General features: G+C 63.8%; 23 protein-coding genes. 14 read left to right on the forward strand and 9 right to left on the reverse strand.

Annotated elements, in window-relative coordinates:
- Positions 1-568: 568 nt before the first annotated feature.
- Positions 569-1261, forward strand: a complete 693-nt coding sequence (locus FVF58_RS18075; RefSeq protein WP_149671244.1) for a glutathione S-transferase C-terminal domain-containing protein — start codon at positions 569-571, stop codon at positions 1259-1261.
- Between the two features lie 78 nt (positions 1262-1339).
- Here FVF58_RS18075 and FVF58_RS18080 read toward each other — a convergent pair whose 3' ends face one another.
- Complete coding sequence (locus tag FVF58_RS18080; protein WP_149671245.1) at positions 1340-2569, reverse strand: YbfB/YjiJ family MFS transporter; 1230 nt, start codon at positions 2567-2569, stop codon at positions 1340-1342.
- Positions 2570-2894: 325 nt separating this feature from the next.
- Here FVF58_RS18080 and FVF58_RS18085 point away from each other — a divergent pair, with 325 nt between their 5' ends.
- From FVF58_RS18085 to FVF58_RS18095, 3 genes are all read left to right on the forward strand, one after another.
- Entirely contained in the window at positions 2895-3572 is a 678-nt protein-coding gene (locus FVF58_RS18085; RefSeq protein WP_246217102.1) for a nitroreductase family protein, read from the forward strand.
- A 244-nt stretch (positions 3573-3816) separates the two neighbouring features.
- On the forward strand, positions 3817-4296 hold the full coding sequence (locus tag FVF58_RS18090) for a hypothetical protein (RefSeq protein WP_149671246.1): 480 nt from the start codon (positions 3817-3819) through the stop codon (positions 4294-4296).
- A 12-nt stretch (positions 4297-4308) separates the two neighbouring features.
- Entirely contained in the window at positions 4309-5154 is an 846-nt protein-coding gene (locus FVF58_RS18095) for a 4'-phosphopantetheinyl transferase family protein (RefSeq protein WP_149671247.1), read from the forward strand.
- 140 nt (positions 5155-5294) lie between these two features.
- On the opposite strand, the gene FVF58_RS18100 is transcribed toward FVF58_RS18095, so the two are convergent.
- The 4 genes from FVF58_RS18100 to FVF58_RS18115 form a co-directional block, all read right to left on the reverse strand.
- Entirely contained in the window at positions 5295-6629 is a 1335-nt protein-coding gene (locus FVF58_RS18100) for an MFS transporter (RefSeq protein ID WP_149671248.1), read from the reverse strand.
- A gap of 186 nt (positions 6630-6815) precedes the next feature.
- Complete coding sequence (locus FVF58_RS18105; RefSeq protein WP_149671249.1) at positions 6816-7052, reverse strand: DUF2783 domain-containing protein; 237 nt, start codon at positions 7050-7052, stop codon at positions 6816-6818.
- Positions 7053-7125: 73 nt separating this feature from the next.
- Positions 7126-8835, reverse strand: a complete 1710-nt coding sequence (locus tag FVF58_RS18110; RefSeq protein ID WP_149671250.1) for an FAD-dependent oxidoreductase — start codon at positions 8833-8835, stop codon at positions 7126-7128.
- A 51-nt stretch (positions 8836-8886) separates the two neighbouring features.
- Complete coding sequence (locus FVF58_RS18115) at positions 8887-9846, reverse strand: MBL fold metallo-hydrolase (RefSeq protein WP_149671251.1); 960 nt, start codon at positions 9844-9846, stop codon at positions 8887-8889.
- 278 nt (positions 9847-10124) lie between these two features.
- Between FVF58_RS18115 and FVF58_RS18120 the strand changes: the two genes are divergently transcribed.
- Positions 10125-10982 (forward strand): IclR family transcriptional regulator, encoded by an 858-nt coding sequence (locus FVF58_RS18120; protein ID WP_149671252.1) that lies wholly within the window; start codon positions 10125-10127, stop codon positions 10980-10982.
- Positions 10979-11887: an IclR family transcriptional regulator gene (locus FVF58_RS18125; RefSeq protein ID WP_149671253.1), complete on the forward strand. Its 909-nt coding sequence runs from the start codon at positions 10979-10981 to the stop codon at positions 11885-11887. The genes FVF58_RS18120 and FVF58_RS18125 overlap by 4 nt, the downstream gene beginning before the upstream one ends.
- Before the next feature lie 33 nt (positions 11888-11920).
- Here FVF58_RS18125 and FVF58_RS18130 read toward each other — a convergent pair whose 3' ends face one another.
- The 3 genes from FVF58_RS18130 to FVF58_RS18140 form a co-directional block, all read right to left on the reverse strand.
- The gene (locus FVF58_RS18130) at positions 11921-12784 is read right to left on the reverse strand and encodes a MurR/RpiR family transcriptional regulator (RefSeq protein ID WP_149671254.1); all 864 of its coding nucleotides are present in this window, start codon (positions 12782-12784) and stop codon (positions 11921-11923) included.
- Between the two features lie 93 nt (positions 12785-12877).
- Positions 12878-13960, reverse strand: a complete 1083-nt coding sequence (locus FVF58_RS18135; protein ID WP_149671255.1) for an ABC transporter ATP-binding protein — start codon at positions 13958-13960, stop codon at positions 12878-12880.
- 75 nt (positions 13961-14035) lie between these two features.
- Positions 14036-14809, reverse strand: coding sequence for an SDR family oxidoreductase (locus FVF58_RS18140; protein ID WP_149671256.1), 774 nt, complete (start codon positions 14807-14809; stop codon positions 14036-14038).
- A 344-nt stretch (positions 14810-15153) separates the two neighbouring features.
- Between FVF58_RS18140 and FVF58_RS18145 the strand changes: the two genes are divergently transcribed.
- From FVF58_RS18145 to FVF58_RS18155, 3 genes are all read left to right on the forward strand, one after another.
- Positions 15154-16386 carry an ABC transporter substrate-binding protein gene (locus tag FVF58_RS18145; protein WP_149671257.1) on the forward strand — a complete coding sequence of 411 codons (1233 nt, stop codon included), beginning with the start codon at positions 15154-15156 and terminating at the stop codon, positions 16384-16386.
- Between the two features lie 166 nt (positions 16387-16552).
- On the forward strand, positions 16553-17443 hold the full coding sequence (locus tag FVF58_RS18150; RefSeq protein ID WP_149671258.1) for a carbohydrate ABC transporter permease: 891 nt from the start codon (positions 16553-16555) through the stop codon (positions 17441-17443).
- Entirely contained in the window at positions 17440-18291 is an 852-nt protein-coding gene (locus FVF58_RS18155; protein ID WP_149671259.1) for a carbohydrate ABC transporter permease, read from the forward strand. Before FVF58_RS18150 ends, FVF58_RS18155 begins: the two co-directional genes overlap by 4 nt.
- A 129-nt stretch (positions 18292-18420) precedes the next feature.
- Here FVF58_RS18155 and FVF58_RS18160 read toward each other — a convergent pair whose 3' ends face one another.
- A complete protein-coding gene (locus FVF58_RS18160; RefSeq protein WP_149671260.1) occupies positions 18421-18714 on the reverse strand; it encodes a DUF1330 domain-containing protein in 294 nt (97 codons plus the stop codon).
- A gap of 414 nt (positions 18715-19128) precedes the next feature.
- Between FVF58_RS18160 and FVF58_RS18165 the strand changes: the two genes are divergently transcribed.
- The 5 genes from FVF58_RS18165 to FVF58_RS18185 all read left to right on the forward strand — a co-directional run bounded on the left by FVF58_RS18165 (position 19129) and on the right by FVF58_RS18185 (position 24898).
- Entirely contained in the window at positions 19129-20277 is a 1149-nt protein-coding gene (locus FVF58_RS18165) for a peptidyl-alpha-hydroxyglycine alpha-amidating lyase family protein (RefSeq protein ID WP_149671261.1), read from the forward strand.
- Between the two features lie 91 nt (positions 20278-20368).
- Positions 20369-21259 carry a LysR family transcriptional regulator gene (locus FVF58_RS18170; RefSeq protein ID WP_149671262.1) on the forward strand — a complete coding sequence of 297 codons (891 nt, stop codon included), beginning with the start codon at positions 20369-20371 and terminating at the stop codon, positions 21257-21259.
- 364 nt (positions 21260-21623) lie between these two features.
- Entirely contained in the window at positions 21624-22790 is a 1167-nt protein-coding gene (locus tag FVF58_RS18175) for a CaiB/BaiF CoA transferase family protein (RefSeq protein ID WP_149671263.1), read from the forward strand.
- Positions 22787-23548 carry an enoyl-CoA hydratase gene (locus tag FVF58_RS18180; RefSeq protein ID WP_149671264.1) on the forward strand — a complete coding sequence of 254 codons (762 nt, stop codon included), beginning with the start codon at positions 22787-22789 and terminating at the stop codon, positions 23546-23548. The genes FVF58_RS18175 and FVF58_RS18180 overlap by 4 nt, the downstream gene beginning before the upstream one ends.
- 27 nt (positions 23549-23575) lie before the next feature.
- Complete coding sequence (locus FVF58_RS18185) at positions 23576-24898, forward strand: MFS transporter (RefSeq protein WP_149671265.1); 1323 nt, start codon at positions 23576-23578, stop codon at positions 24896-24898.
- Positions 24899-24946: the final 48 nt, after the last annotated feature.

The following is a 24946-nucleotide window of genomic DNA, read 5'->3' on the forward strand; positions in this document are numbered from 1 at the left end:
GGTGCGGCTTGTATCGAGGCGGGCGGTGGCTTCGGCATCGCACTCGTGCGAGCCATGCTCGGCAAGCAAGCGCGACAGGTAGAAAACAGACAGGGGATTGGATCGCGTCTGCTGGACGATCTGCTCGGCCAACGGACCCGGCGCGGCCCGTGCAGAAAGAACGGCAATGCGACGGACAGCCCCGACGGCACGCCTTCTTTGGCCTGGGTACGTGATAATCGTAACGCCTCGGCGCGCGGCTCAGTAAAGCTTCGAATTGAAATTTCAATCATGCGAAGACGGTACGGATGCGACGCAGGGTCGTGAGGATTGCGACGCAGCCACGAATCGTGGACGGCACGGCGAGGTCATTATAGCCACGTGTTGACGTGTGCTGAATGCGCATTGGGTGATGTTCTTGCACAGAACATTCATTCCGGCCTGATACCGACAGCGCGCCATGAAAATCATGCCGTTATATTGCGCAAGCTTGAGAGTATCGTGACGATTGCCGTGCTCGCCATCTGCCGCGCCGTCTTCGCATTAAGCGATTTCGCTGTGAATTGCCACTTCTCGCGGGGAGAATCTGATGCTCACTCTCTACTCGTATCCGGACCTGTTCGGCGTAGCCGATAACAATCCGTTCGGCCTGAAGGTATTCGCGTTCATGAAGTTGTGCGAAATGAACTTCGAGCACCGGCATATCCTCGATACAAGCCTCGCTCCGCGCGGTCAACTGCCGTATCTGGTCGATGGCGACGATACGATCGGCGACAGCGACCGCATCATCGCGCATTTGAAAGCCCGGTACGATCTACAGATCGACCGCGCGCTTTCGGCCGGACAATTGAATCTGGACTTCATGGTGCGGCGAACGCTCGACGATCTGTACTGGTCGATGAGCTTTTCACGTTGGCGCGACGATCGCTTCTGGCCGTCGTTCCGCGACGCCATTCTCGCCGCGCACGCCGAGGTGCACGCGAGCGATCTCGAAGCGGCGCGTGAGTACAACCGCTTGCGTTATCACTATCAGGGCATCGGCCGCTACGAGCCGGAACAGGTATATGCGCGAGGTATCGACGATCTACGCGTCGTCGCCGATCTGCTCGGCGACAGCGGGTTTGTCTTTGGCCCCGCTCCCGCCACTGTCGACGCGGCGATCTATGGCTTCATCGCCAACATCTATTTCTACGAGATCGACATGCCGTTAAAGCGCTACGTGTTATCGCGCCGCGCGCTGGTTCGTCATTGCGAGGCGATTCATCAGCGGATCAGCGGTTAAAGCAATGCCGTACATCAGCCAGGACGCCGCGTGCTCGCTGAATAGCGAAGTTGTTGTAGCCGGAAGACCGGCTCACGCTTAACGCAACGGCTTCTGGCAAGCGGCCAGCACGGCGCCGGCCGCCAGCAGCAACGCGGAATAAACCAGGCCGCGCGCAAGACCGGCGCCGTCCGACACCCAGCCGATCACCATCGGCCCGACGATCTGCCCGAACGCGAACACGATCGTGAAAGCGCTGATGCCTTTGGCCCAGTGACTCACGGGCAGATTGTGGCGCACGAACGCCGTGGTCGAAGCGACCGCCGACAGAAACGTGGCGCCGAACAGCAGCCCCGACACGAACGCCAGCCAAGGCTGCGCGAACAACGCGGGCAGCAGCGTCGCGACGGCGAGCAACGCGTTGAGCACCGCGAGTGCCTGACCGCCGCGCATCCGGTCGAGCAGCCCGGACCACACGCGCGCCGACACCACCGTCGCCACGCCGAGCAGCAGATAGAAGCCCGTCACGACCGCCGCGCTCATCCCCGCGTTGCGCAGCAGCGCGACGATGAACGTCATGTAGCCGATATAGCCGACGCCGAACAAACCGTAGCCCGCCAGCGCCATGCTGAAGCGCGGCCAATGCAGCCCCGCGACCGGGCCAGGCCCGCGCGCCGCCGCTGCGGCGCTCACATGCGCGCTGTCGACTTTGCGCGCCGCGCCGATCGCCACCGCCGCAAACACTGCGCACGCGGCCGCCAGCGCGAACCACGCGAATTGCCAGCCGTGCGCGACGTTGAGGATCGTCAGCGGCACCAGCACCGACGACGCCACGATGCCCCATCCCGTGCCGCCGTAGTACAAGCCGAGGACGAGCCCCGCGTCGTGCGGCCGCGCCGACGCGAGCCGCGCGGCCAGTACGCCGCCGCCGATGAAGATCGCCGCGCTGCTCGCGCCGGTGATGACGCGCAACGCGAGCAGCGAGTCGGTGTCGGCGAGCAGGCCGCTGCCGGCCATCAGCAGCGCGGTGGCCACGCAACCGCCGCCGAACAACGCGCCGGCCGACCAGCGGCGCGCGAGATGCGGAAACGCCAGCGCGCCGAGCAGATAGCCGAGCGCATTGGCCGTGTTCATTGCGCCGGCTTGAGCGAAGCTCCAGCCGAGGTCGAGCTTCATCGACGGCAGCAGCAGCGCGTAGGCGAAGCGCGCGAGTCCCAGCGCGATCGCGCTGCCTAGCGATAGCGCGGCGGCGAGCGTCAGGGTCGGCAGGCGCTGGGCCGCTTCGGTGGACATGGAGTTCGGTGCGGTGTCGAGTGAGGTGGGCGGCATGGGTTAGCGGGAATGACCTGGTCTTCTGCGAAACGGTTGGAACGGGGGATTAAATGCGGCACGTCGCCATCATATCTGGGGGCGTTTGGTGGGACTGACCGTTAGTTGCCTTTATACCAGCAATCGCGCGCCGGTGTGCGTGGCCGCCGTCGGGTCTCAAGAGTGGCCCGAAATGTCGCCTGTCGACGCGGCCTGCGACGGCGCCCACCCTCGCCTTGGCCCGACGCGAAGCGCGAGCCGGAACTGCCTACTAAATGCGAATCATTTGCATTTAGTAGTGATTTGGCCCATGATTCACCCCATGCCATCAGCCGAACCAGAAATCATGACGACGCTCGACCTCAGCCGCGCCGAAACCGGGAGCCCGCGCTCGACCACTGCTCCGCCTGCCGTCGCAACGAAGGCGAACACCAACGCCAATTCCAATGCGCCGGCTGCGCTCGACGTGCTGCTGTCGCGCCAATCCCAATGGCCGCTCACCGAACCCGGCCCGGCCGACACCGAGCTGGACCTGATCATCGACGCAGCCTTGCGCGCGCCCGATCACGGCAATCTGCGGCCATGGCGCTTCGTCACGATTCGCGGCGACGCGCGCGGTCCGCTCGGCGACCTGCTGGTCGACCTCGCCTGCGCGCGCTCGCCCGGCGAGCCGCGCTCCGCGCATGCGCATCGTCGGCAGAAGGCGTTCGCGGCGCCGCTCGTGATCGCGCTCGGCGCGGCGCTGAAGGCTCACCCGAAGGTGCCCGAGATCGAGCAGTTGCTCGCCGCGGGCGCGGCGGCGATGAACATGCTGAACGCAATCCATGCGCTCGGTTACGGCGGCTTCTGGGCCACCGGCCCGGACTGCTACGAAGCGCGTCTGCACGACGCGCTGGGTTTCGCGCCGAGCGAGCGCCTGCTCGGCTTCCTGTTCGTCGGCACGCCCAAAACGCCTGGCCATGCGCCCACACGTCCATCACGCAGCGAGCACGTGCGCGACTGGCTGCCGCCGCAGCCCGCTTAACTAAAAACGTACGTTCGCCCGCGGTGAAAATGCACATCCGCCCGTCGTGAAATGCGCATTCGCTTGCGGCAAAACGCACATTCGCCCCGCATCGGTTCACGCTGATCCGGGCAACCGCTCAGGCCTCTGACGCACGCGCTGCGTCGGCGGCGATCCGTCGCACGCGACCTGCGCTGGCCTGCGACGCGGCATCGTTCAATCCGGCCGGCGCGACTCATTGGACCGTGTCCATTCAGGAGCAACCATGCACTTTCGCTCTCATCACAGCAGCCGCCCCGAACTGATCGACGACCATCAGGCCGATACCAGCGATGCGCCCGAGCGCACGGTTCTCAGCGCCGTTCGCACGTGGCTGCGGCCGGCCTGCGAAACGGCGCGCGGCAGCGTGCACTGGCGCGACATTTTGAGCAACGTCGGTTTGCGGCCGGACGGGATCGAACACTTCGATCTGCTGATGCGCTCGCTGATGCACGTGTCCTATCGTCCGCTGGATATGCGCTGCCGTTGCGCCAGCGAGCTCGGCAAGGACGAAGCGGTGATCCTGCAAACCATCGCGTTGCTGCAAAAGACGCATAGCGGGGCCGCGTTGCGCATGTTGAGCGAATGGCTGCCCGCGCCCGCCGTGAGCGGCGTGCTGAAACTGCTTCGCTGGTTCGCGATCGATCTGCTCGACGCCGGCGTGGAACTCGACGTGCAGGCACGCCGCGTCACGTATATGCATTGAGGACACAATCCCATGTCATTCGACCTGGAACTGGCTGCGCCGGCGTCTGTGTCAGAGCCGGTGCGGGACGGCGGCGATTCGCGCGTGACTAAATGCCCGATTGACCGGGCGCTCGTCGAACGGCCGAGCCAACCGGTTCGAGCCGCTCACGCCAGCGTCGCGGTGGCCGCGCCCGCGTTCCAGTCGCATCCGCTGACGCGCCACTATCCGCGCAACCTAGCCGCGCCGCGCGCCGGCGAACTGCACTTGTGGCGTTTTCGCTGCGAATGGCTGCCGGTGCCGGTGCAGGAAGGCGATAGCTGGCTGTCGAAGACCGAGCGTGAGCGCGCACGTCTGCATCCGAACGCGGCGCTGCGCAAACGCTTTATCAGCGCGCGAGTCGTGGTGCGCTGGATCGTCGGCCATCTGTTCGATTGCGAGCCACGCGCCGTCGATCTGCAGGACGACGGCAACGAGAAACTGCGCGCCCGCCATCCTCGCGATGGCCGCGGCATCATCATCGATATCGCGTACGGCGGCATCTGGATCGTGATCGGCATTGCGTCGGCGACGCTTGGCTTGAGTGTCGTGGTGCCTTCGCCCGGCGCGGCGCTCGACGAGACGCTGGAGAAAATGCGCCGGCATGCTCGCTACAACAGCCTGTGCAATGCGTTGCGTTATGCACCCGCGGATATAGACGGCAATCTGCTGTCGAGCGATACCACGAGCAGCGCATTCGATCTCGCGCAGCACGGCTCCTGGCATCTGCTCGATCTGCCGATGGGCGGCAAGATTCGCGCGGCGGTCGCGCTCGCGCAACCGATCACGCAGGTGCACACGTTTGGGTGGCCGAAGGGTCTGGCGTTTGATCAGCTTTGAAAGCGGTCTGACTACGTGAGCCGACTCGCTCATCGCCGCGCGCTGACTGCGCGAACATCGTCGCGGATCGCGCCGGACGCCCGGCGCAATCGAGTGATCGCGACTCTGCCCGAGATCACGTCCGCGACGCGCCACGATTCTCAGCCAGGTTTCCGCTCTTTCGGCACGCCGAGCAGCAATGCCACGCCGCTCACGACGAGCAACGCGGTCAACAGATACAGCGCATTGTCCATGCTGCCGGTGTGCGTCTTGATCTGACCGATCACCCACGGACTAATGATGCCGCTCGTAATGCCGATGCTGCTGATCAACGCGATGCCGGCGGCAGCCGCCGTGCCGGACAGATAGCTGGACGGCACCGTCCAGAAGATCGGCAGCGCTGCGAAGATCAGCACCGCGGCAAGCGAGAGAATCGCAAGCATCGCAGGAAAGCTGCTCAGATGCAGCGTCAACAGGGAGAGCGCCACGCCGCCGCCGATCGTGCAAGCGGCAAAATGACGGCGACGCTCGCCGCGACGATCCGAATGACGCGCAATCAGAATCAGCCCCACCGCGCCAACCGCATTCGGGATCACCGTGTACAGGCTGATCGCCAGCACGTCGTGCACGCCGAAGTCGCGAATCATCAGCGGCATCCAGAAGCTCAGCGTCAACGACGCGCAGGTCAGCGCAAAGTAGATGAACGCGAACAGATAGACGCGCGGATTGCGCAAGGCCTGCATCAACGAGCGCGACGAATGCGCGTTCGTGTGCGAGCCGTGACGGCGGTCCTCGTCGCGTTGTGCGATCAGCCGCGCCTTCTCCGCCGCACTGAGCCAGCTCGCGTGTTGCGGGCCATCCACCAGATAGAACGCGGCGAGCAGACCGAGCACGATCGCGGGCGCGCCTTCGATCACGAACATCCACTGCCAGCCGAACAGTCCCAATACGCCGGCCATGTCGCGCATGATCCAGCCGGACACCAGGCCGCCGAGCACGCCCGCCACCGCGACGCCCGCGAAGAAGATCGACAGCACGGCCGCGCGCCGCCGCGCCGGATACCAATAGGTCAGATACAACACGATGCCGGGAAAGAAGCCCGCTTCGAACACGCCGAGCATGAAGCGCATCACGTAGAAATGCGTCGGCGTGGACACCATCATCATGCCGACCGAAGCGATACCCCACAGCAGCATGATCCGCGTGAAAGTCCGGCGCGCGCCGAAACGCGCGAGCAGAAGGTTGCTCGGCACTTCACACAGCACGTAGCCGATGTAGAAGACCGCCGCGCCGAGACCATACATCGCGTCGCTGAAACCGAGGTCGTGCTTCATCTGCAATTGCGCGAAGCCGATATTGATGCGATCGAGAAACGACACCACGTAGCACAGAAACAGAAACGGAATGATCCGCAGCGAAACCTTGCGATACAGCAGGTCGTCATGGGCGGTGCCGGACGCATCCGGCTCCAGCGCAGGGGCGAAAGATTGGCTCATCGGTTTTCTCCAAACGTGAGGGTCCAACGGACCCGGTAGGTCCGGCGTCTTGATGCGCCGCTTGGATGGGTTCTGCTGAAACGGCACGCGCACGCGCCGATGCGCCGCGTTGCCGGTTTGAGTAGCGCGCGGCGCCGTGGCCGCGCGTGTTCTGCCCGCTGCTCGCCGCTCGCCTTTTACGCGGCCTCAGGCCGCCAGCGGATGCTCGTCCGTGTGTTGGACCGACGCATCGGTTACGCCTTCGCGTGCGTGCTGCATGGCTTCGATCAGCGTCGCGTAATCGCCGATATGGTTGGCGAGTAGCAGGATCAGTTGCGCATTCGCCGATTGGCTCTGCGCGTCGTCCAGATCGCGATGCATGTCGATCAGCGCCTCGTAGAAATCGTCGGGACGGTCGAGGTTCGGTTGCGTGTTCAATGCCATGTCTGTCTCCTGCTATTTTTTACTCGTACGCTCATGCGCTCATGCCCTGCGTGTGCGACGCGGGCTTGCGCGTTCAGGACGTGCCTTCGACGCACAGCGCGCGCTTTAACGCATGCTCGACAGCGCTCGTGTCGACTTGCCGCCAACGCGCGCACACATGCTGATCCGGCCGAATCAGGTAGAACGTGCCATGTGCAGCGTCGTAGCGTGCGCTCGCCAAACCCTCGGCGTCGTGAACCACACGCAGGCCCGGCAACGACGCGGCCTGCGCGTCGCCGCGCGTCACCATGACCAGTTGCAACGGAATCGGCCCCGCGCGCAGCGCGTCCAACGCGGCCCGCGTCGCCAGATCGATACCTTGCTCGCCGCAGAACAGCACGCCGGTGAATTGTTGGCCGAGCTGCGGCAACAGCCATCCCGCTTGCCCGTCCACTTGCACCGGCGCATCGACGCACGACGCGCCCGGCACCATCGCGCCGTCGAAGCGGTCATGGTCCGCTGTATTCAGCGGGGAATCGCGCAACACGGCCGGCACTGAGAGCCGTCCGCTATTGGTCAATTGACGCGCGAACGGATGATGCCGCGACAGCTTCAGCACGGCATCGCGGAAGACCCGGCTCTCGGGACTCTTCGGCGTAATGAAATCGGTGGAGCGGGTGGAGTTGCGGATGTTCTCGTCGGCGGCGAATTCGCGTTCGCTTGCATACGTGTCGAGCAATGCATCCGACGCCTTGCCGTCGAGCACCATCGCCAGCTTCCATGCGAGGTTTTCGGCGTCCTGCACGCCGCTATTCGCGCCGCGCGCGCCGAACGGCGACACGCCATGCGCGGAGTCGCCCGCGAACAGCACGTTGCCGTGCCGGAAGCGCTCCATCCGCAAACACGAGAACGTATAGACGCTGACCCATTCCAGTTCGAACTTCGCGTCCGCGCCGAGCAATGCGCGCACACGCGGAATCACTCGCTCAGGGGTTTTCTCCAGGACGGGATCGGCGTCCCATCCCAACTGGAAGTCGATCCGCCACACGTTGTCCGGTTGACGATGCAGCAATACCGATTGGTTCGGATGAAACGGCGGATCGAACCAGAACCAGCGCTCGGTCGGAAAGTCCGCTTCCATTTTCACATCGGCGATCAGGAAGCGGTCCTTGAAGGTCACGCCCTTGCTGTCGAGTCCCATCAGCCTGCGCATCGGACTGCGCGAGCCGTCGGCGGCAACCACATAGCGGCCGCGCAACGGATACTGCCCATTGGGCGTTTCGACCGTCAGCGTCACGCCGGCTTCGCGGCTACCCGGCGCGCCGTTCTGCTGCACACCGACCACTTTGCTTTTCCAGCGGATCTCGAGATTGGGCATCTCCTGCGCGCGTTCGAGCAGAAAGCCTTCGACGTAGTACTGCTGCAGATTGATGAACGCGGGCCGGTGATGCCCGGCTTCCGGCTGCAGATTGAACGTGTACACCAGTTCGTCTTTCAGGAACACCTTGCCGACATTCCAGCTGATGCCCTTGTCCACCATCTTCTGACCGCAGCCCAGGCGGTCGAAGATATCGAGCGAGCGCTTCGAAAAGCAGATCGCCCGCGATCCGGTGGACAACGAACAATCGTCGTCGACCAGCACGACCGGCACGCCCTGCTGCGCGACATCGATCGCGGTGGCAAGACCCACCGGGCCCGCGCCGACCACGATCACCGGATGGACAGCTTGCTCCGCGCCCGGTTGTGCGCTCTGTTCGCGGCACGGCTGGTATTCGAACGACAACGTCTGGTAGTTGATGCTCATCTTGTGTCTCCGTCCATCTCTCTGCTCTGCGTCGCTGTGTTTCTATTCTCGTCAGGCTTGCAGCGCGTCCCACATGTCCTTGTCGCGTTGCGCGGTCCAGATGCGCGGATGCGTGATGCCGCTCGCTTCGTCGAACGCGCGCGAGACATCGAACGGCAGGCAATGCTCGTAGATGAACACGTGGCCGAACTTCGGGTCCATCGCCTTGCGCGTGAGCGCCATCGCGGCCTTCAGATCGAGCTTCTGCGCGACAGCCTCACGACCTTGTTCCAGCAGCGTGGTGACGAAGTCTTTCGTGTAGTCGAGACCCTTGTTGACCTCTTCCGGCGTGGTCAATGCGGGGCCGCGGCCCGGCACCAGCTTGTCGGCGTTCAGCGCGCGCAGTGCTTCGAGCGTGGCCGGCCATTGTTCGAGCTGCGCGTCGCCGCAATAGCAGGCCGCGTCGTACTCGACCAGGTCGCCGGAGAACAGCACCTTCTGCGACGGCAGCCATACCACCGTGTCGCCCTTCGTGTGACCCGCGCCCAGATGCGCGATGCGCACTTCGAGCTTGCCGAGGAACAGCGTGATTTCCTTCTCGAACACGAGCGTCGGCCACGTCAGGCCCGGCACCGTTTCGACGCCGGCAAAGAGACGCGGAAAGCGCTCGATCTCCGACTTCATGTCCGCTTCGCCGCGCTCGACGATCATCTCGTACGTGCCGCGGCTCGCGATCACCTGCTGCGCACCCTCTTCGAAATACGCCGACGCGCCGAGCACGCGCACCGCGTGATAGTGCGACAGCACGACGTATTTGATCGGCTTGTCGGTGACGCTGCGAATCTTCGCGATGAGGTCTTGCGCCATGGCCGGGGTGGCGGTGGTGTCGACGATCAGCACGCCGTCGTCGCCGATGATCACGCCCGAGTTCGGATCGCCTTCGGCGGTGTACGCGTAGGCGTTGTCGGACAGCTTGGTCCACGTGACTTTCTTGACTTCCAGATCGGCCTGGGATGCGAATGCCTTTGCCATGCTTGTCTCCCTCAAAAGTTGGACGTGAGGCGAGACGGCCGGCTGCGCGAATGCCACGCGGGCTGACGCTATTGGAGGATTGTCTCGCCCCGTTTTTGACTCTGTGACTGCGCCGGTATGTCGGGGTGAATGCATCTTAGGACGGCTCGAGTTTATTTGTCAATAGCGAAATGTATCGCTATACGCAAATTTACGGGCGCATAAGATGGAAGCAGGATGGAGCGGCCATTCGCGGGCCATTCGGCTAACATGGACCCTTTTTACAGACGAGCGCGGGTGTGAGCAAAGCAGCGAAACCAGCCACGAGCAAAGGCGTGCGCGGCGACGACACGGCGGACGGCGGCAAGACGCAGCGTGGCATTCAAAGCGTCGAAGTGGGCGGCCGCGTGTTGTTGGCGCTCGCCCAGGCGCGCGCGCCGCTCGCGCTGTCCGATCTCGCCAGCGCCGCGCAGATCGCGCCGGGCCAGGCGCACGCCTATCTGGTGAGCTTGAGCCGCCTGGGTCTCATCAAGCGCGACGAACTCTCCGGCCGTTATGAGCCGGGGCCGCTGTCGTTGCGGCTCGGTTTGCTGCGCCTCGAAAACCAGCCGGCGTTTCGCGCCGCCGTGCCGCGCGTCGCCGCGCTGGCCGAGGCGATCGGCTTCAGCGTCGCGATCTGCATTGCGGGGCCGCAGGGGCCGACCATCGTCCGCTACGAGCACGGCGGATTTCCGCTGCACGTCAACTTGCATGTGGGCACGGTGATGTCGCTGCCGGCGACATCGACGGGACGTGTGTTTTGCGCCTTTTTGCCCGCCGATGTTCTTGCCGCGATGTGGGCGAATCAGTCGGGCGCCGCACATAGCGCGATGACGCCGCCCGGCGAGCGCGACGCCTTCGAGGCGGCATTGAACGAGATTCGCACGCGTGGCCTCGAATCCAGCGTGGATGCGCCGAGCCCCGGCATCAGCAGTTTGAGCGCGCCGGTGCGGGATGGCGACGGCCGCTTGTCGCTCGCGTTGACGGTGATCGGCTCGACCGGCGCGATCGACGTCGCCGCCGACGGCCCGGTTGCTCGCGCGCTGCTCGCCGCGACCCGCGACATCGGCGCGCAACTCGCGGCCGCGCCTTCCATGACAGCTTCTTCCCCATCGTGACCGACTCTCCCGACCACTCCCATTCCTCCGCCGATGCGAAACCGCAGCGCGGCATCCAGTCGCTCGACAGCACGGGCGAGTTGCTGAGCGCGCTGGTCGCGGCAGCGCGCCCGTTGAGCTTGCGCGATCTGGCGGCGCTGGCCGGCATGCCGCCGGCCAAGGCGTTTCCGCATCTGGTGAGTCTGCTGAAAATCGGCTTGCTCGATCGCGATGGGTCCGGCTGTTTCGAAGCCGGGCCGCTCGCGCTCGAACTGGGTTTGATCGGTCTGCAGCGCTTGTCGCCGACGCGGGAGGCGGAGCCCGAAGTGGTCGAGCTGGCGGCGTCGACGGGGATGAGCGTCGCGATGGCGGTGCTCGGGCCGCTCGGGCCGACCGTCGTGCGCCTGGAGGAATCGGCGCGGCCGCTGCATGTAAGCTTGCGGGTCGGCTCGGTGATGTCGCTGGTGAATACGGCGATTGGCCGCGTGTTCGCGGCGCATGTCGCGGACGATGTGCGAGCGGGTCTGCTGGCGCAGGATCATCTGCGGCTGGCGGGGGATGCGTTGACTGGGGAGGCGGCGTTGGTGCGGTCTGCTGCGCAAGACAAAGCGGCGGCCCTGGCAAGCGGTGCGGACACAGCGCCCGAGTTCACGCCCGCCAGCAAGGCTTACGCGCAACGACTCGCGCAAGTCCGCACGGACGGCATCGATACGGCATTGAGCCGGCCGGTGCCCGGCATCAGCACGTTGGCCGCGCCGGTGTTCGACCATACCGGCAGCATCTGCCTCGTGCTCGCGCTGATGGGGCCGAGCGGCAGCTTCGATAGCGAACCCACGGGCAAACCGGCGCAGACCTTGCGCGCGGCGACGCTGAGGTTATCGCGCAGATTTGGCTGGATCGCGGCAACGGGCGGCAACATCGCGTAAGCGCACCCGGCAACCCGGCAGAACGCGGGCGAATCAGTCCCCCGCCCCCTCCGGCTCGTGCGACGCCAACCTTGCCTTCGCATGCCGCATCTTTTCGAGCGTCTTCGGACCGGCTTTCAGCGCCACGCCGATCGCGAGCGCATCCATGATGCACAACTGCACGAGCCGCGACACGCCCGGCGTATTCGGATCGATCGGACTCGGCACGCGCAGCAGCAGCGGAATATCGACGAGCCACGCGAGCCGCGAGCCGACATTGGTCAGCGCGATCGTGGTCGCGCCGCGCTCCTTGGCGATCTGAATGCTTTCGTTCACTTCGACGCTGCGCCCCGAATGCGAAATCGCAAAGGCCACGTCGCCCGGTTCCATCAGGCCCGCGTAAAGCCGCTGCAAATGACCATCCGTAAAAGCGCTCGACGCGATGTCGATCCGCAGGAACCGCAACGCCGCGTCTTGCGCGACGAGCCCCGAGCCGGACCCCACGCCGAAGAAAAACACCCGCCCCGCGCTCGACAACGCCGCGATCGCGCTTTCGACCACCGCCGGGTCCAGCGCGCCGCGCGCATGCGTGATGCCCTCGATCGCCGCCTCGCCGACCTTGTCCATCAAGGTCTGCACGTCGTCATCACGCGCCACCGCCGTGGACGCATACGGCACGCCACCCGCCACGCTTTGCGCCAGTTGCATCTTGAAGTCACGCAGCCCGTGCGCGCCGATCGCGCGGCAAAAGCGCGTGACGGAAGGCTCGGACACCTCCGCGCGCTGCGCGAGTTCGGTAATGCTCGCACGCATCGCGAAGTCGACATCGCTCAGCACCATCTCGGCGACCTTGCGCTCGGCGGGCCGCAAACTGGCAAGCGCGCTGCGGATGTGGGGAATCAAGTTCGGTGCGGACACCCGGTGTTCCTTGAGGGTTAAATGAATCCGCGTCGCTCGCAGCTTCGATCAGCATCAACCGGCTTGAATCGGCTTCAAGCGGCAACACGCGGTTCAGGCCAGCCTGCGTCCACTCTCCGTATCGAACAGATGAATATGTTCGGCCGGCAAACGCAGCGTGACACGCTGACCGGGCTCCACCTTCGAGCGCTGCCGAGTCGTCACGCACCACGTGTTGCCGCCTATTTTCCCGTACAGGTGCGTCTCCGCGCCAGTTGGCTCGACCACTTCGACGTCCATCGCGGCGTCCGGCATCTGTGCCATGGTCTCGATGTGCTCCGGCCGCACGCCGAGCGTGACCTTCGCGCCGACTTTGGCCGTCGCCGGCACGCTTTCCAGCACGATCTCGGCGCCGTCCGCGAGCTTCAGCGCGAGGCCCGTTCCTTGCGTGCGATTCACGATCACCCCTTCGGCAAAATTCATCGACGGCGAGCCGAGGAAGCTCGCGACGAACAGATTCGCCGGATGATCGTAAAGCTCCAGCGGCCGGCCAATCTGCTCGATACGCCCCGCGTTCATCACCACGATGCGGTCGGCCATCGTCATCGCTTCGATCTGATCGTGGGTGACGTAGATCACCGTGTTCTTCAGCCGCTGATGCAGCGCCTTGATTTCCGTGCGCATCTGCACGCGCAGCTTGGCGTCGAGATTCGACAGCGGCTCGTCGAACAGGAACAGCGACGGCTCGCGCACCACCGCGCGGCCCATCGCCACGCGTTGCCGCTGACCGCCCGACAGCGCGCGCGGCAAGCGGTCCAGATAGCCGCCGAGGTTCAGCATCTTCGCGGCGGCTTCGATGCGCGGCTTGAAACTCGCCGAGGATTCCTTACGAATTCGCGGCCCAAACGCGATGTTTTCATAAACCGACAGATGCGGGTAAAGCGCATAGCTCTGGAACACCATCGAGATATTGCGCTGCTGCGGCGTCAGACTGTTCGCCCGCGTGCCGCCGATCATCAGATCGCCGCCGCTGATCTCTGCGAGTCCCGCCACCATCCGCATCAGCGTGCTCTTGCCGCAGCCCGACGGTCCGACCAGCACGACGAACTCGCCGTCGTCGATGTCGAGATCGATGCCGTGCACCACCTGGGTGTCGCCATAGCGTTTGAAGATGCCGCTCAGTTGCACTGCTGCCATGCTGTCCTCATTGTCTTGCTGCGTTGACCCGGCCGCCTTTTGCCTGCGGTGCGCCCGAACGTGGCGTGAAGCGGCTCAGAGCGATTCGAGCGTCAGTTCTTCCGCCATCAACCGATTACCGGCCATCAACCCGCCGTCTACCGGCAGCGCGACGCCGGTGATCACGCGCGCCATCGGCGACGCGAGAAACAGCACCGCGTCGGCGATGTCGTCGGGCGTCGCGAAGTCGCGCAACGGATACCACTTCTTCAGGTCCTCGAAGACCTGTGGGTTCTTTTCGACGCGCGCCTGCCACGCCTGCGTCTTCACCGTGCCCGGACAGACGATGTTGGCGCGAATGCCATACCGCCCCAGCTCGATCGCGAGCGCCTTCGTGTAGCTGATCAACCCGGCCTTCGCCGCGCTATACGCCGGATGGCCGAGCGCCGCCAGACCATTCACCGAGCCGATCAGCACCAGCACGCCGCGCTGGCGTTCGATCATCGACGCCCGCACCGCTTCCACCGTGTGGTACGTGCCGTTCAGATTCAGGTGGACGTCGCGCTGCCAGCTCGCGGCGTCGGTCGTGGCGAGCGTTGTACCCAACGCCGCACCCGCGTTCGCGACCATCACGTCCACCGGACCGCGCTTGCTGACCGCCTCGGCCACCGCTTGCTGGACCGCAGCGGCATCGCCGAGATCGGCGGCGACCGGCGTGACATGTGCGTCGCCTAGTTGCTCGGTCAGTGCCTGCAGCGCGGCCGTGTCGAGGTCGAGCGCCAGCACCGTGTCGCCCTGCTCCACGAAGCGCCTGCACAACACGCTGCCGATTCCGCCGCACGCGCCCGTCACCAACACCACACGATTCATATCCGCCTCGCTCCCGAGTCTCGCCGCCGACGCCAGATCCAGCCTGGACCGCCCTGTAAATTTCCTACAAATCCGACAGTGCCAAGGTATCAGGCAATCCCGAAGATTGGGTATCCGTGATATCGCATTATGCAAAATACCCCTGCTTTACAGCATCTTATGCACAAAACCGGCCGAGAAAAAATATCGCAGACCCTACGTGACAAGCTATTTTGCGTCATGTAGGATTTTTTCAAACAATTTAACCCAAAGCAGCCGGCGACGGCAGCAGACCACCCCACCATCGTTAGATGGGACCGGAGTAAGCGCTAAAGCGCTCACTCCGTTCGACACAGGAGAGAGAAATGTCGTTGCATGCCCGTGCTTCCCTCGCGCTCGGCAAAGTTGCCGTGGCGCTCGCGTTTGCAGGTATCGCCGTCGCGGCTCACGCCGACACGGTCCGCGTCACTGTCGCCCATTACAGCGACGCGACCGCGCCGTACTTCGAAAAAATGGCCCGCAGCTTCGAGAAGGCCAACCCCGGCACGACCATCAAGATCGAAGACGTGAACTGGGACACGCTGCAACAGAAGCTGCAAACGGACATCTCCGGCAACGCCAACGCCGACCTCGCGATCGTCGGCACGCGCTGGCTGCTCGACTTCGTGAAGGACGACGTGGCCGAGCCGCTCGACGGCTACATGGACGCCAATTTCAAGAGCCGCTTCATCGGTCCGTTCCTGGCTCCGGGTCAAATCAACGGCAAGACCTATGGCCTGCCGATCGCCGCTTCCGCACGCGCCCTCTACTACAACAAGGACCTGCTCGCGAAGGTCGGCTATCCCGACGGCCCGAAGACCTGGAACGACGTGATCGACGCGTCGAAGAAACTTAAAGCGCAGGGCATTGCCGGCTTCGGTCTGCAAGGCAAGGAAATCGAAACCGACGTCTACTATTACTACGCGCTGTGGACCAATGGCGGCGACGTGGTCGGCAAGGACGGCAAGGCGGCGTTCAATTCGCCGGCGGGCATCAAGGCGGCCACGCTGTACAAGACGATGATCGACCAGGGTCTGACGCAACCGGGCGTGACCGGCTACAGCCGCGAAGACGTGCAGAACCTGTTCAAGCAGGGTCGCGTCGCGATGATGATTTCGGCGCCGTTCCTCGCCAAGCAGATCAAGAAGGAAGCGCCGAACCTGAAGTACGGCATCGACCCGATTCCGATGGGCACGACGCACGCCACGTATGCGGTCACGGATTCGATCGTGATGTTCAAGAACTCGAAGGTGAAGAAGTCGGCGTGGAAGTTCCTCGACTATCTGTTCACGAAGGAACCGCGCGTCGAGTTCACCACGACCGAAGGCTTCCTGCCGACCACCAAGGCTGAGGCAACCGACCCGGCGTTCAACGATCCGGACACCAAGGCGTTCGTCGCGCTGCTGCCGACGGCTCACTTCGCGCCGACCGTGACCGGCTGGGAAGACACCGCGAAGGCCGTGACCGACTCGATGCAATCGGTCTACCTCGGCAAGGCGCAGCCGGCTGACGCGTTGAACGCGGCGGCCGCGCAAGCGAACAAGTCGCTCGGTCATTGATCCGCAGTGATTCAGCCGTGACACCGAAGTGATGTGCTGAACCCGGAACGCGCGCGGCCATTGCCAAGGGCGGCGCGCGTTTCGGCCGTGATGCACCTGCTGCACTATCCGGCCCATCCCGACGCGCCCGCGCTTTAGTGTGGACGCGTCTTACGATCGAGTACGCATGAGCCGTTCCGCTTCTTCGCGCTTGCAAGCACCCTGGTTGCTGATTGCGCCGAGCCTGGTACTCGCGCTGTTCATCATCAGCTATCCGATTTTCAACATCGTGTGGCAATCGCTGCACGAGGTGTCGCGTTTCGGCGCGATTCGCGACTTCACCGGTCTGCAGAACTTCTACTCGGTCTTCAACGACCCCGTGTTTCTCGCGTCCACGCGGCGCACGCTCATCTGGACCGTGTGCGTGGTCGGCGGCACGGTGCTGATCTCGGTGCCGGTCGCGCTGGTGCTCAATCAGGATTTCCATGGACGCGGCGTGGCGCGCACGATCGTGATGCTGCCGTGGTCCGTTTCCCTGACGATGACCGCCGTGGTCTGGCGCTGGGCCTTCAACGACGACTACGGGATGGTCAACGTCACGTTGCAAAGGCTCGGCCTGATCGGCGGTCCGATCCATTGGCTCGCCACGCCGGAACTGGCGTTTCCGGTGGAAATCGGCGTCGGCATTCTGGTGTCGATTCCGTTCACGGTGACGATATTGCTGGGCGGCCTGTCGTCAGTGCCGGGCGACATCTACGAGGCGGCGCGTATCGACGGCGCGAGTGCCTGGCAGCAGTTTCGCAAGCTGACCATGCCGCTCTTGCGCCCGTTCATCAACATGACGATCCTGTTGAACGTGATCTACGTGTTCAACTCGTTCCCGATCATCTGGGTGATGACGCAAGGCGGCCCCGACAACAGCACGCACATTCTCGTCACGTACCTCTACGAGCTGGGCTTCCGGCTCGGGCGTCCCGGCGAAGCTGCGGCGGTGTCGCTGATCATGCTCGTCATGCTGTTCGTTTTCTCGATCGCCTATCTGCGCCTGCAGCCCGCGAAAGAAGGAGATCCGTCATGAGGCTCGACTCCAAGATGAAGCGCTCGCTGTGGTGCTGGCTCGCGCTGTCGCCACTGGTGGTGGTCGTGCTGTTTCCGTTCGCGGTCATGCTGTTCACCGCGTTGAAGCCGGCTTCGGAAATTTTCGTCTATCCGGCGCGCTGGCTGCCCGTGCACTGGCAATGGCGCAATTTCGTCGACATGTGGGAAGCGGCGAACTTCGGCGTGGCGTTGCGCAACAGCACGGTGATCAGTCTGCTGTCGACCATGCTCGCGCTCGCGGTGAGCTTGCCGGCCGCGTATGCGCTCGCCCGCTTTCCGTTTCGCGGACGCGGCTTGTACCGGCAGTTTCTGCTCGTCACGCAGATGCTCTCGCCTATCCTGCTCGTGGTCGGTTTGTTTCGGCTAGCCGCGATGATCCCGTTCGGCGACGGCAACCTGGTCGACAAGAAGATCGGCGTGATCGTTTCGTATGCGGCCTTCAATATCGCGTTCGCGGTGTGGATGCTGTCGTCGTACTTTCAGACGGTGCCGCGGGATCTGGAAGAGTCGGCGTGGCTGGAAGGATGCGGGCGCACCAAGGCCGTGTTCAAGGTGTTTCTGCCGCTGGCCGTGCCGGCGATCGTCGTGACCGCGATCTTCACGTTCATCAACGCGTGGAACGAGTTTGCGGTGGTCTATACGCTGATCCGCTCGCCCGAGAACAAGACGCTCACCGTGCAGGTGACGGACATGGTCGCGGGCAAGTACGTCGTCCAGTGGCATCTGGTGATGGCTGCTACGCTGTGCGCGACGTTGCCGGTTTCGATCGTGTTCGCCTGGTTGCAGAGGTATCTGGTGAAGGGGCTGGCGTTGGGGGCGGTGAAGTAACGCTCGTGCTGCTCTGATAACAACTTCAATTCGCCTGTGCGGCGGCCCGTTACTGCAACTCGTCATTGACGGCGCCGCACAGTCGTCACTGGGATGCGGCCAGGCACTTTGCCGACCGCATCCGGCGCATCACTCGGTGCCGCGCACAATGCGCAGATCGCGCTCGACGCCGTCGCCCAAAGCTTCGAGCGCTTTCTTGTAGGCATCGCTCGAATATGCAGCAACCGCCGCTTCGTAGGTCGCAAACTCGATGACCACGGTGCGCTCGCTCAAGCCCTGCTCGCGAACCTCGTCCGCCACGCCACGCACAATGAACTTGCCGCCCGCAGCCGCCAAGGCAGGCGCGGCGAGTTGCGCATACGCGGCCAGTTTTGCCGGGTCGTTCGTCTTGCGATAGGAAGTCACCCAATAGCCCTTGCTCATTCGAATCTCCTTTGTTCAACGGTTCAAAAGCGGTCGCGGTCTTACATAGTAGCAAAGAGGATCGCTTTGCTTGCGGGCATTCGTGTTTGCAAGCGCGCGTGCCGCGCTCACTTAGCTATTAAGCGCTTTGTGCACTACGAGTGGCTTTGCATGTTTCGAGCTTGAGTACGTGAGCAGCTGACGGACCACCTTGCATGGGACCAGAGGAGTTGCTAAAGCGCTAACTCTGGTCAACCGCAACTGGCTTGCATGGGACCAGAGTAAGCACTGAAGCGCTAACTCTGGTCGACCGCAACTGGGTTGCATGGGACCAGAGTAAGCACTAAAGCGCTAACTCTGGTCGACCGCCACTGGGTTGCATGGGACCAGAGTAAGCGCTAAAGCGCTAACTCTGGTCGACACAGGAGACATCGAATGAACGAGCAATATGGGTCGTTTTGTCCATGCTGCGGCAGCGCGGAGCATCGGGCAATGAGTCGCAGGACTTTCATGAGCCTGATCGCCGGCACCGCCGCGGGGCTCGCAATGCCGGCGGCGTTCGCGGACACGCAAGCGGCACCGGCGATTCCTTACGACTCGATTGCCGAACCCGTTCATTTACCTAAAGACACGTACTTCGGCGAATGCTCCGGCGTCGCACTCAACTCGCACGGGCATATCTTCGTGCTGTCGCGCGGCAACAGCACCGGGCCAGCATATGGTGCTGCCGCCGCGCAGCTTCTCGAGTTCGCGCCCGACGGACGCTTCGTTCGCGAGATCGGCCACAACCTGTATGCGTGGTCGTTCGCACACTCGGTCAAGGTGGACCGGCAAGACAACATCTGGGTGACGGACAAAGGCTCCGACATGGTGATCAAGTTCACGCCGGACGGACGCGTCGCGATGGTGTTCGGCCGCAAGCAGGACGCCACCGACGAGGAAACCGCTCCGCTCAAGCATCCCAACCCGCCTCTGCCTTCCGAGCCCGGGCGCTTCCGTCAGGTGACGGATGTCGCGTGGGACGCCGCGGGCAATACGTACATCAGCGACGGCTATATCAATTCGCGCGTCGCGAAGGTCGATCGCGACGGCAACTGGGTCAAGTCATGGGGCGACCGCGGCACGGGTCCGGGCCAGTTTCATACGCCGCACAGCATCGCGGTCGATGCGCACGACCAGGTCTACGTCGCGGACCGCAGCAACCGGCGCATCCAGGTGTTCGACACCGAAGGCACGTTCCTGCGGCAATTCACCATCGACGTGCCGGTGCCACCCGATGCACGACCGGCGATCGGCAACATGCCGGACGAAGCGGCGATCGCGGGCGGCACGCTCGCCCCCGGCTCGCCGTGGGCGATCTGCATCTCGCCGGGACCGAACCAGGTGCTCTATAGTGCGGACGCGTTTCCTGGTCGCATCTACAAGATGACGCTCGACGGCAAGGTGCTCGGTGTGCTCGGCAAATCGGGCAAGCAGCCGAAGCAGTTCGGCTGGATTCATCAGATGGCGTGCCCGGCGGAGAACACGTTGTTCGTCGCCGAATTGCTGAACTGGCGTGTGCAGAAGCTGATTCTGCATGCTTGAGCCGCGATCGCATTGAATGGCTGGTACACGCCGTCACCGCAAAAAGAAACAGCAGCAATCGCGATCCATCCGATAAGGTCCTGGAGCTCCATTGAAATTCGATACGACAACCGTCCGGCTGGTCCTCGCGATCGTCGAGGAAGGCAGCATCTCGCGCGCCGCCGACAAGCTCAACCTGGCCGTGGCCGCCGCGTCGCGGCGCGTATCGGACCTGGAGGAGCAACTCGGCGCCCGGCTGTTCAGGCGCGTGCCGCACGGCGTCGAGATCACCGAATCGGGCGGCAAGCTGCTGCAATACGTGCGGCAGATCGACAACCTGATCGACCGGCTCGAAGGCGACGCGCAAGCGCTCAACCATGGCCTCGACGGCCGCATCATCATCGGCGCACCGAAGGCGGTCGTCATCCAGTTTCTCGCGCGTGAGATCTCCGACATCCAGCGCAAGTATCCCGGCATCACGCTGAAGATCGTCGAGGAGAACAGCAAGATCGTGCAGCAACTGCTGCGCGACAAAGTGATCGACGTGGGAATCTACGAGAAGAAGAGCGGCTTTCTGGACCTCGCCCAGGTGCCGTACAGGAACGACCGCCTCGTGCTGGTCTACAGCCGCCCGCATTTCCAGTTTCACGAAGAACCGATCGGGATCGACGATATTCTCGACCTGCCCATCGTGAGTCTCGGCAAGGGGTCCGCAGTGTTGTCGGCCGTGCAGCGCGCCTATCGCAGCCGTGGACGGTTATTTGCCAACAACTTCACCGTCAGCGGGTTCGACACCATGCTCGCGATGGTGCGCCATGGGCTCGGCGTCGGCCTGATGCCGCCCGATGTGCTGCGCAGTTTTCATCCCGAGCCAGCGCTCGCGTCCGCCGAGCTGCAGGGCGACTGGCATCAGCGCGGCTATGTGCTCTCGTGTGTCGAAGGACATGCGCAGGAGCAGACGCTGCGCAACGTGGTGAACGGCTTGCTCGGCAATACAGCTTAGTCGACACCTTCGACACGCGCGCTCCGGTTTCGCGATGCGCGAAACCAGACATGACCGGACCATTCTTGCGCCAGCGTTTTCAGTCGGCGAAAGTGGGGCATAACGATCATGCAGGAGACGAGATGATGCCCCCTAGCCTCGGCGCAACTGCCGACGCGCCGTCGTGCACGTCCCGCGCGCCGATTCCCACGCGCTGCGCCGTCAACTATCCCGACTTCCTCATCCGCGCTTGCGAGACCTAGGCAGCGCTCGCGTGCTGACCACAGGTCCCGCAACCACGCCCCTCCCGACATCGTCGAACCGTTCGTCACGTGACCACGTGAGCGCACGGTCAGCCCCACCACTTCAACCAGAGAACCTCGATATGACCGAATCGAAACATCTGCCGCTGCAAGGCATCCGCGTGCTCGACGTGAGCCAGGTGATGGCGGGCCCGTTCGCCTGCATGCTGCTCGCCGACATGGGGGCGGACGTGATCAAGGTCGAGCCGCCGGAAGGCGATCAGACCCGCGGCGCGATGGGCTTCAAGATGAAGGGCCCCGACAGCATGGGCTTTCTGAACATGAACCGCAACAAGCGCTCGCTGACGCTCGACCTGAAGAGCGAAGAAGGACGCGAGTTCTTCTACGAGCTAGCCAAAACGGCTGATGTAATCGTCGAAAACTACCGGCCCGGCGTGGTGCAGCGCCTGGGCATCGACTATGAATCGATCAGGCAGATCAATCCGAAGATCGTCTACGTCAGCATTTCCGGCTTCGGGCAAAGCGGACCGTGGGCCTCGCGGCCGGGCTTCGACTTGATGGCGCAGGCCATGTCCGGCGTGATGAGCGTGACCGGCTACAAGGGCGGCAAGCCCGTCAAGGCGGGCGTGCCGGTGGCCGACATCGGCTGCGCGCTGTTCGCGGTGTACGGCTTGCTGTCGGCGTACATCGGCGCGCAGAAAACCGGCGAGGGTCAGCACATCGATGCGTCGCTGTTCGACTCGGTGATGGCCTTCTCGATCTGGGACATGTCGGAGTACTGGGGCACGGGCGTGCCGCCGACGCCGCTCGGCACCAGCAACAAGATGAGCGCGCCGTATCAGGCGGTGAAGGCGCGCGACGGCTACTTCGTGATGGGCGCGACGAACCAGAAACTGTGGACAAAGCTGTGCGAACTGCTGCAACGCCCGGACCTCGTGCAACACGCTGACTATGCAACCGTATCGCTGCGCCTGAAGAACCGTGAGGCGATGATCGAAGTACTGGAGCAGGAATTCGCGAAGCGCGACAGCGCCGACTGGGTCGACGCGATGCTCGCGACCGGCATTCCCGCGGGCCCGATCCTCTCCTATCCCGAAGCGTTCGAAAGCGAGCATGCCGCGCACCGCCGCATGTGCATGGAGATCGACCATCCGAACGAAGGCAAGGTCAAGAACATCGGCTTCCCGGTCAAGATGCTCGGCACGCCGCAAACGGTGCGCCGTCATCCGCCGCTGCTCGGCGAGCACAACGACGAGATCTTTGCCGAGATCAACGGGACCGCATCATGAGCGAACCCGTCACACTCATCATTCATTCCTCGGGCGCGGCGGAGATCGTGATCGACCGCCCCGAGCGGCACAACGCCATGACGCTCGACATGTACGAGTCCTTGCTGACGTTGATCGCACAGTGTGAACAGAACAGCGGCGTGCGCTGCATCCTGTTTCGCGGCGCGGGCGGCAAGTCGTTCATTGCCGGCACCGATATCACGTACTTCAAGGACTTCCGCGACGGCCGCGATGGCATCGTCTACGAGGCCTTCGTCGAACGCGTGATCGACACGGTGGAGCGCATTGCGAAGCCCACCATCGCCGTGATCGACGGTTGGGCGGTGGGCGGCGGCCTCGCGCTCGCGACGGCTTGCGACTTCAGGCTGTGCAGCGACACGTCACGCTTCGGCGCGCCGATCGCGAAGACGCTGTCCAACACGCTGTCGTCGCGCAACCTCGCGCGGCTTCAGGCGGCGCTCGGCGTGCCGCGCGTCAAGAAGATGCTGCTGCTCGCCGAGTACCTCGGCGCTCCTGAAGTGCTGGAATGCGGGTACATGTATGGCGTTTTCGCGCAGGATGCGTTGCAGGATGCCGCGCATGCGCTCGCGCAACGGCTCATCGCGCTGTCGCCGGTCACGCAGAAAGCGGTGAAGGAGAGCCTGCGCCGCATCGTCGTCGAACAGCGTCTGGACGACGACGATTTGATCGAAGAGGTGTACGGCAGCGCCCGTTTCAGGGATGCCGTGCTCGCGTTCACCTCGGGTTCGTCGAAATAACAATAAATGAACAACGTGGAGTGAGACATGAAACGATTGCAACCGAAGGCAACGGCCACCGTGCTGCTGATGCTGTGCCTGATGTACTTCATCACCTACGTCGATCGCGTCAACATCAGCACCGCAGCCGGGCAATTCAAATCCGAGCTTGGACTGAGCAACACGCAACTCGGCTTCATCTTCTCGGCGTTCGCGTATCCGTATGTGGTGTTCCAGTTCATCGGCGGCTGGGTGAGCGACCGTTTTGGTGCGAAGCGCACGCTGATCGCCTGCGCGTTCATCTGGGCGGTGGCGACCACTTTGACCGGTTTCGCGGGCGGCTTCACGACGCTGGTCGCAGCGCGCCTCCTGCTCGGTCTAGGCGAAGGCGCAACATTCCCCGCTTCCACCAGCGCGATGGCGTCATGGGTGAGAAAGGACCGGCGTGGCATGGCGCAAGGCATCACGCACTCGTCGGCGCGGCTCGGCAACGCGGTTGCGCCGATGCTGGTGCTGGCGCTGATGACCGCGTTCGACTGGCGCTTTGCGTTCTATCTGCTCGGCGCGCTGAGTTTCGGCTGGCTGGTGCTGTGGTGCGTGACGTACACCGAAAAACCCGCGGATCATCCGCGCATCACCGCCGCGGAAATCGACAGCCTGCCCCCGCCGCGGGTTCGTCCGGTGGAAGCGCCGGGCACGTGGGCGCGGCTTTACCGCCGGCTGTTGCCGGTGTCCGCCGTGTACTTCTGCTACAACTGGATTCTCTGGCTGATGCTCGACTGGATGCCGCTCTACTTCATGCACAGCTTCCATCTGAACATCAAGAAGGCGGTCATCTTCACCTCAGGCGTATTCATTGCCGGCGTGTTCGGCGATCTGGTCGGCGGGCTGATTAGCGATCGGCTGCTGCGGCGCACGGGCAATCTGAAACTCGCGCGCAGCTACCTCGTCGCGTTCTGCATGACGATGACCGGTCTCTCGCTGATCCCCGTCGTGCTGATTCACGATCCGATGTACTCGCTGGTTTTTCTCGCCGCCGCGATGTTCTTCAACGAAATGAATATCGGCCCGATGTGGGCGGTGCCTATGGACATCGCTTATGACCGCTCGGGCACGGCGAGCGGCATCATGAGCGGGACGGGTTTCACTGCGGCGATCGTCAGTCCGGTGGTGGCGGGTTATCTGATCGACCGCCTCGGCAACTGGAATGTGACCTTCCTGTTGTCCATTGGCGTGATGGCTTGCGGCGTGCTGCTGACCTTCATGATGAAGCCGGATGCGCCGTTCGCCGACAAGCTGAAGCCCGCTGCTGCGCCTTCGGTGCGTGCGGGGCGCGACGCTGCTGCGTTTCCGCTCGTGGACAAGCACTGAGCACGCGTGGCAGCGCGATCCGGCATTCACTGCAACGCGAGGCGCCGC

The organism is Paraburkholderia panacisoli (assembly GCF_008369935.1).
Taxonomy (GTDB): Bacteria; Pseudomonadota; Gammaproteobacteria; order Burkholderiales; family Burkholderiaceae; genus Paraburkholderia; species Paraburkholderia panacisoli.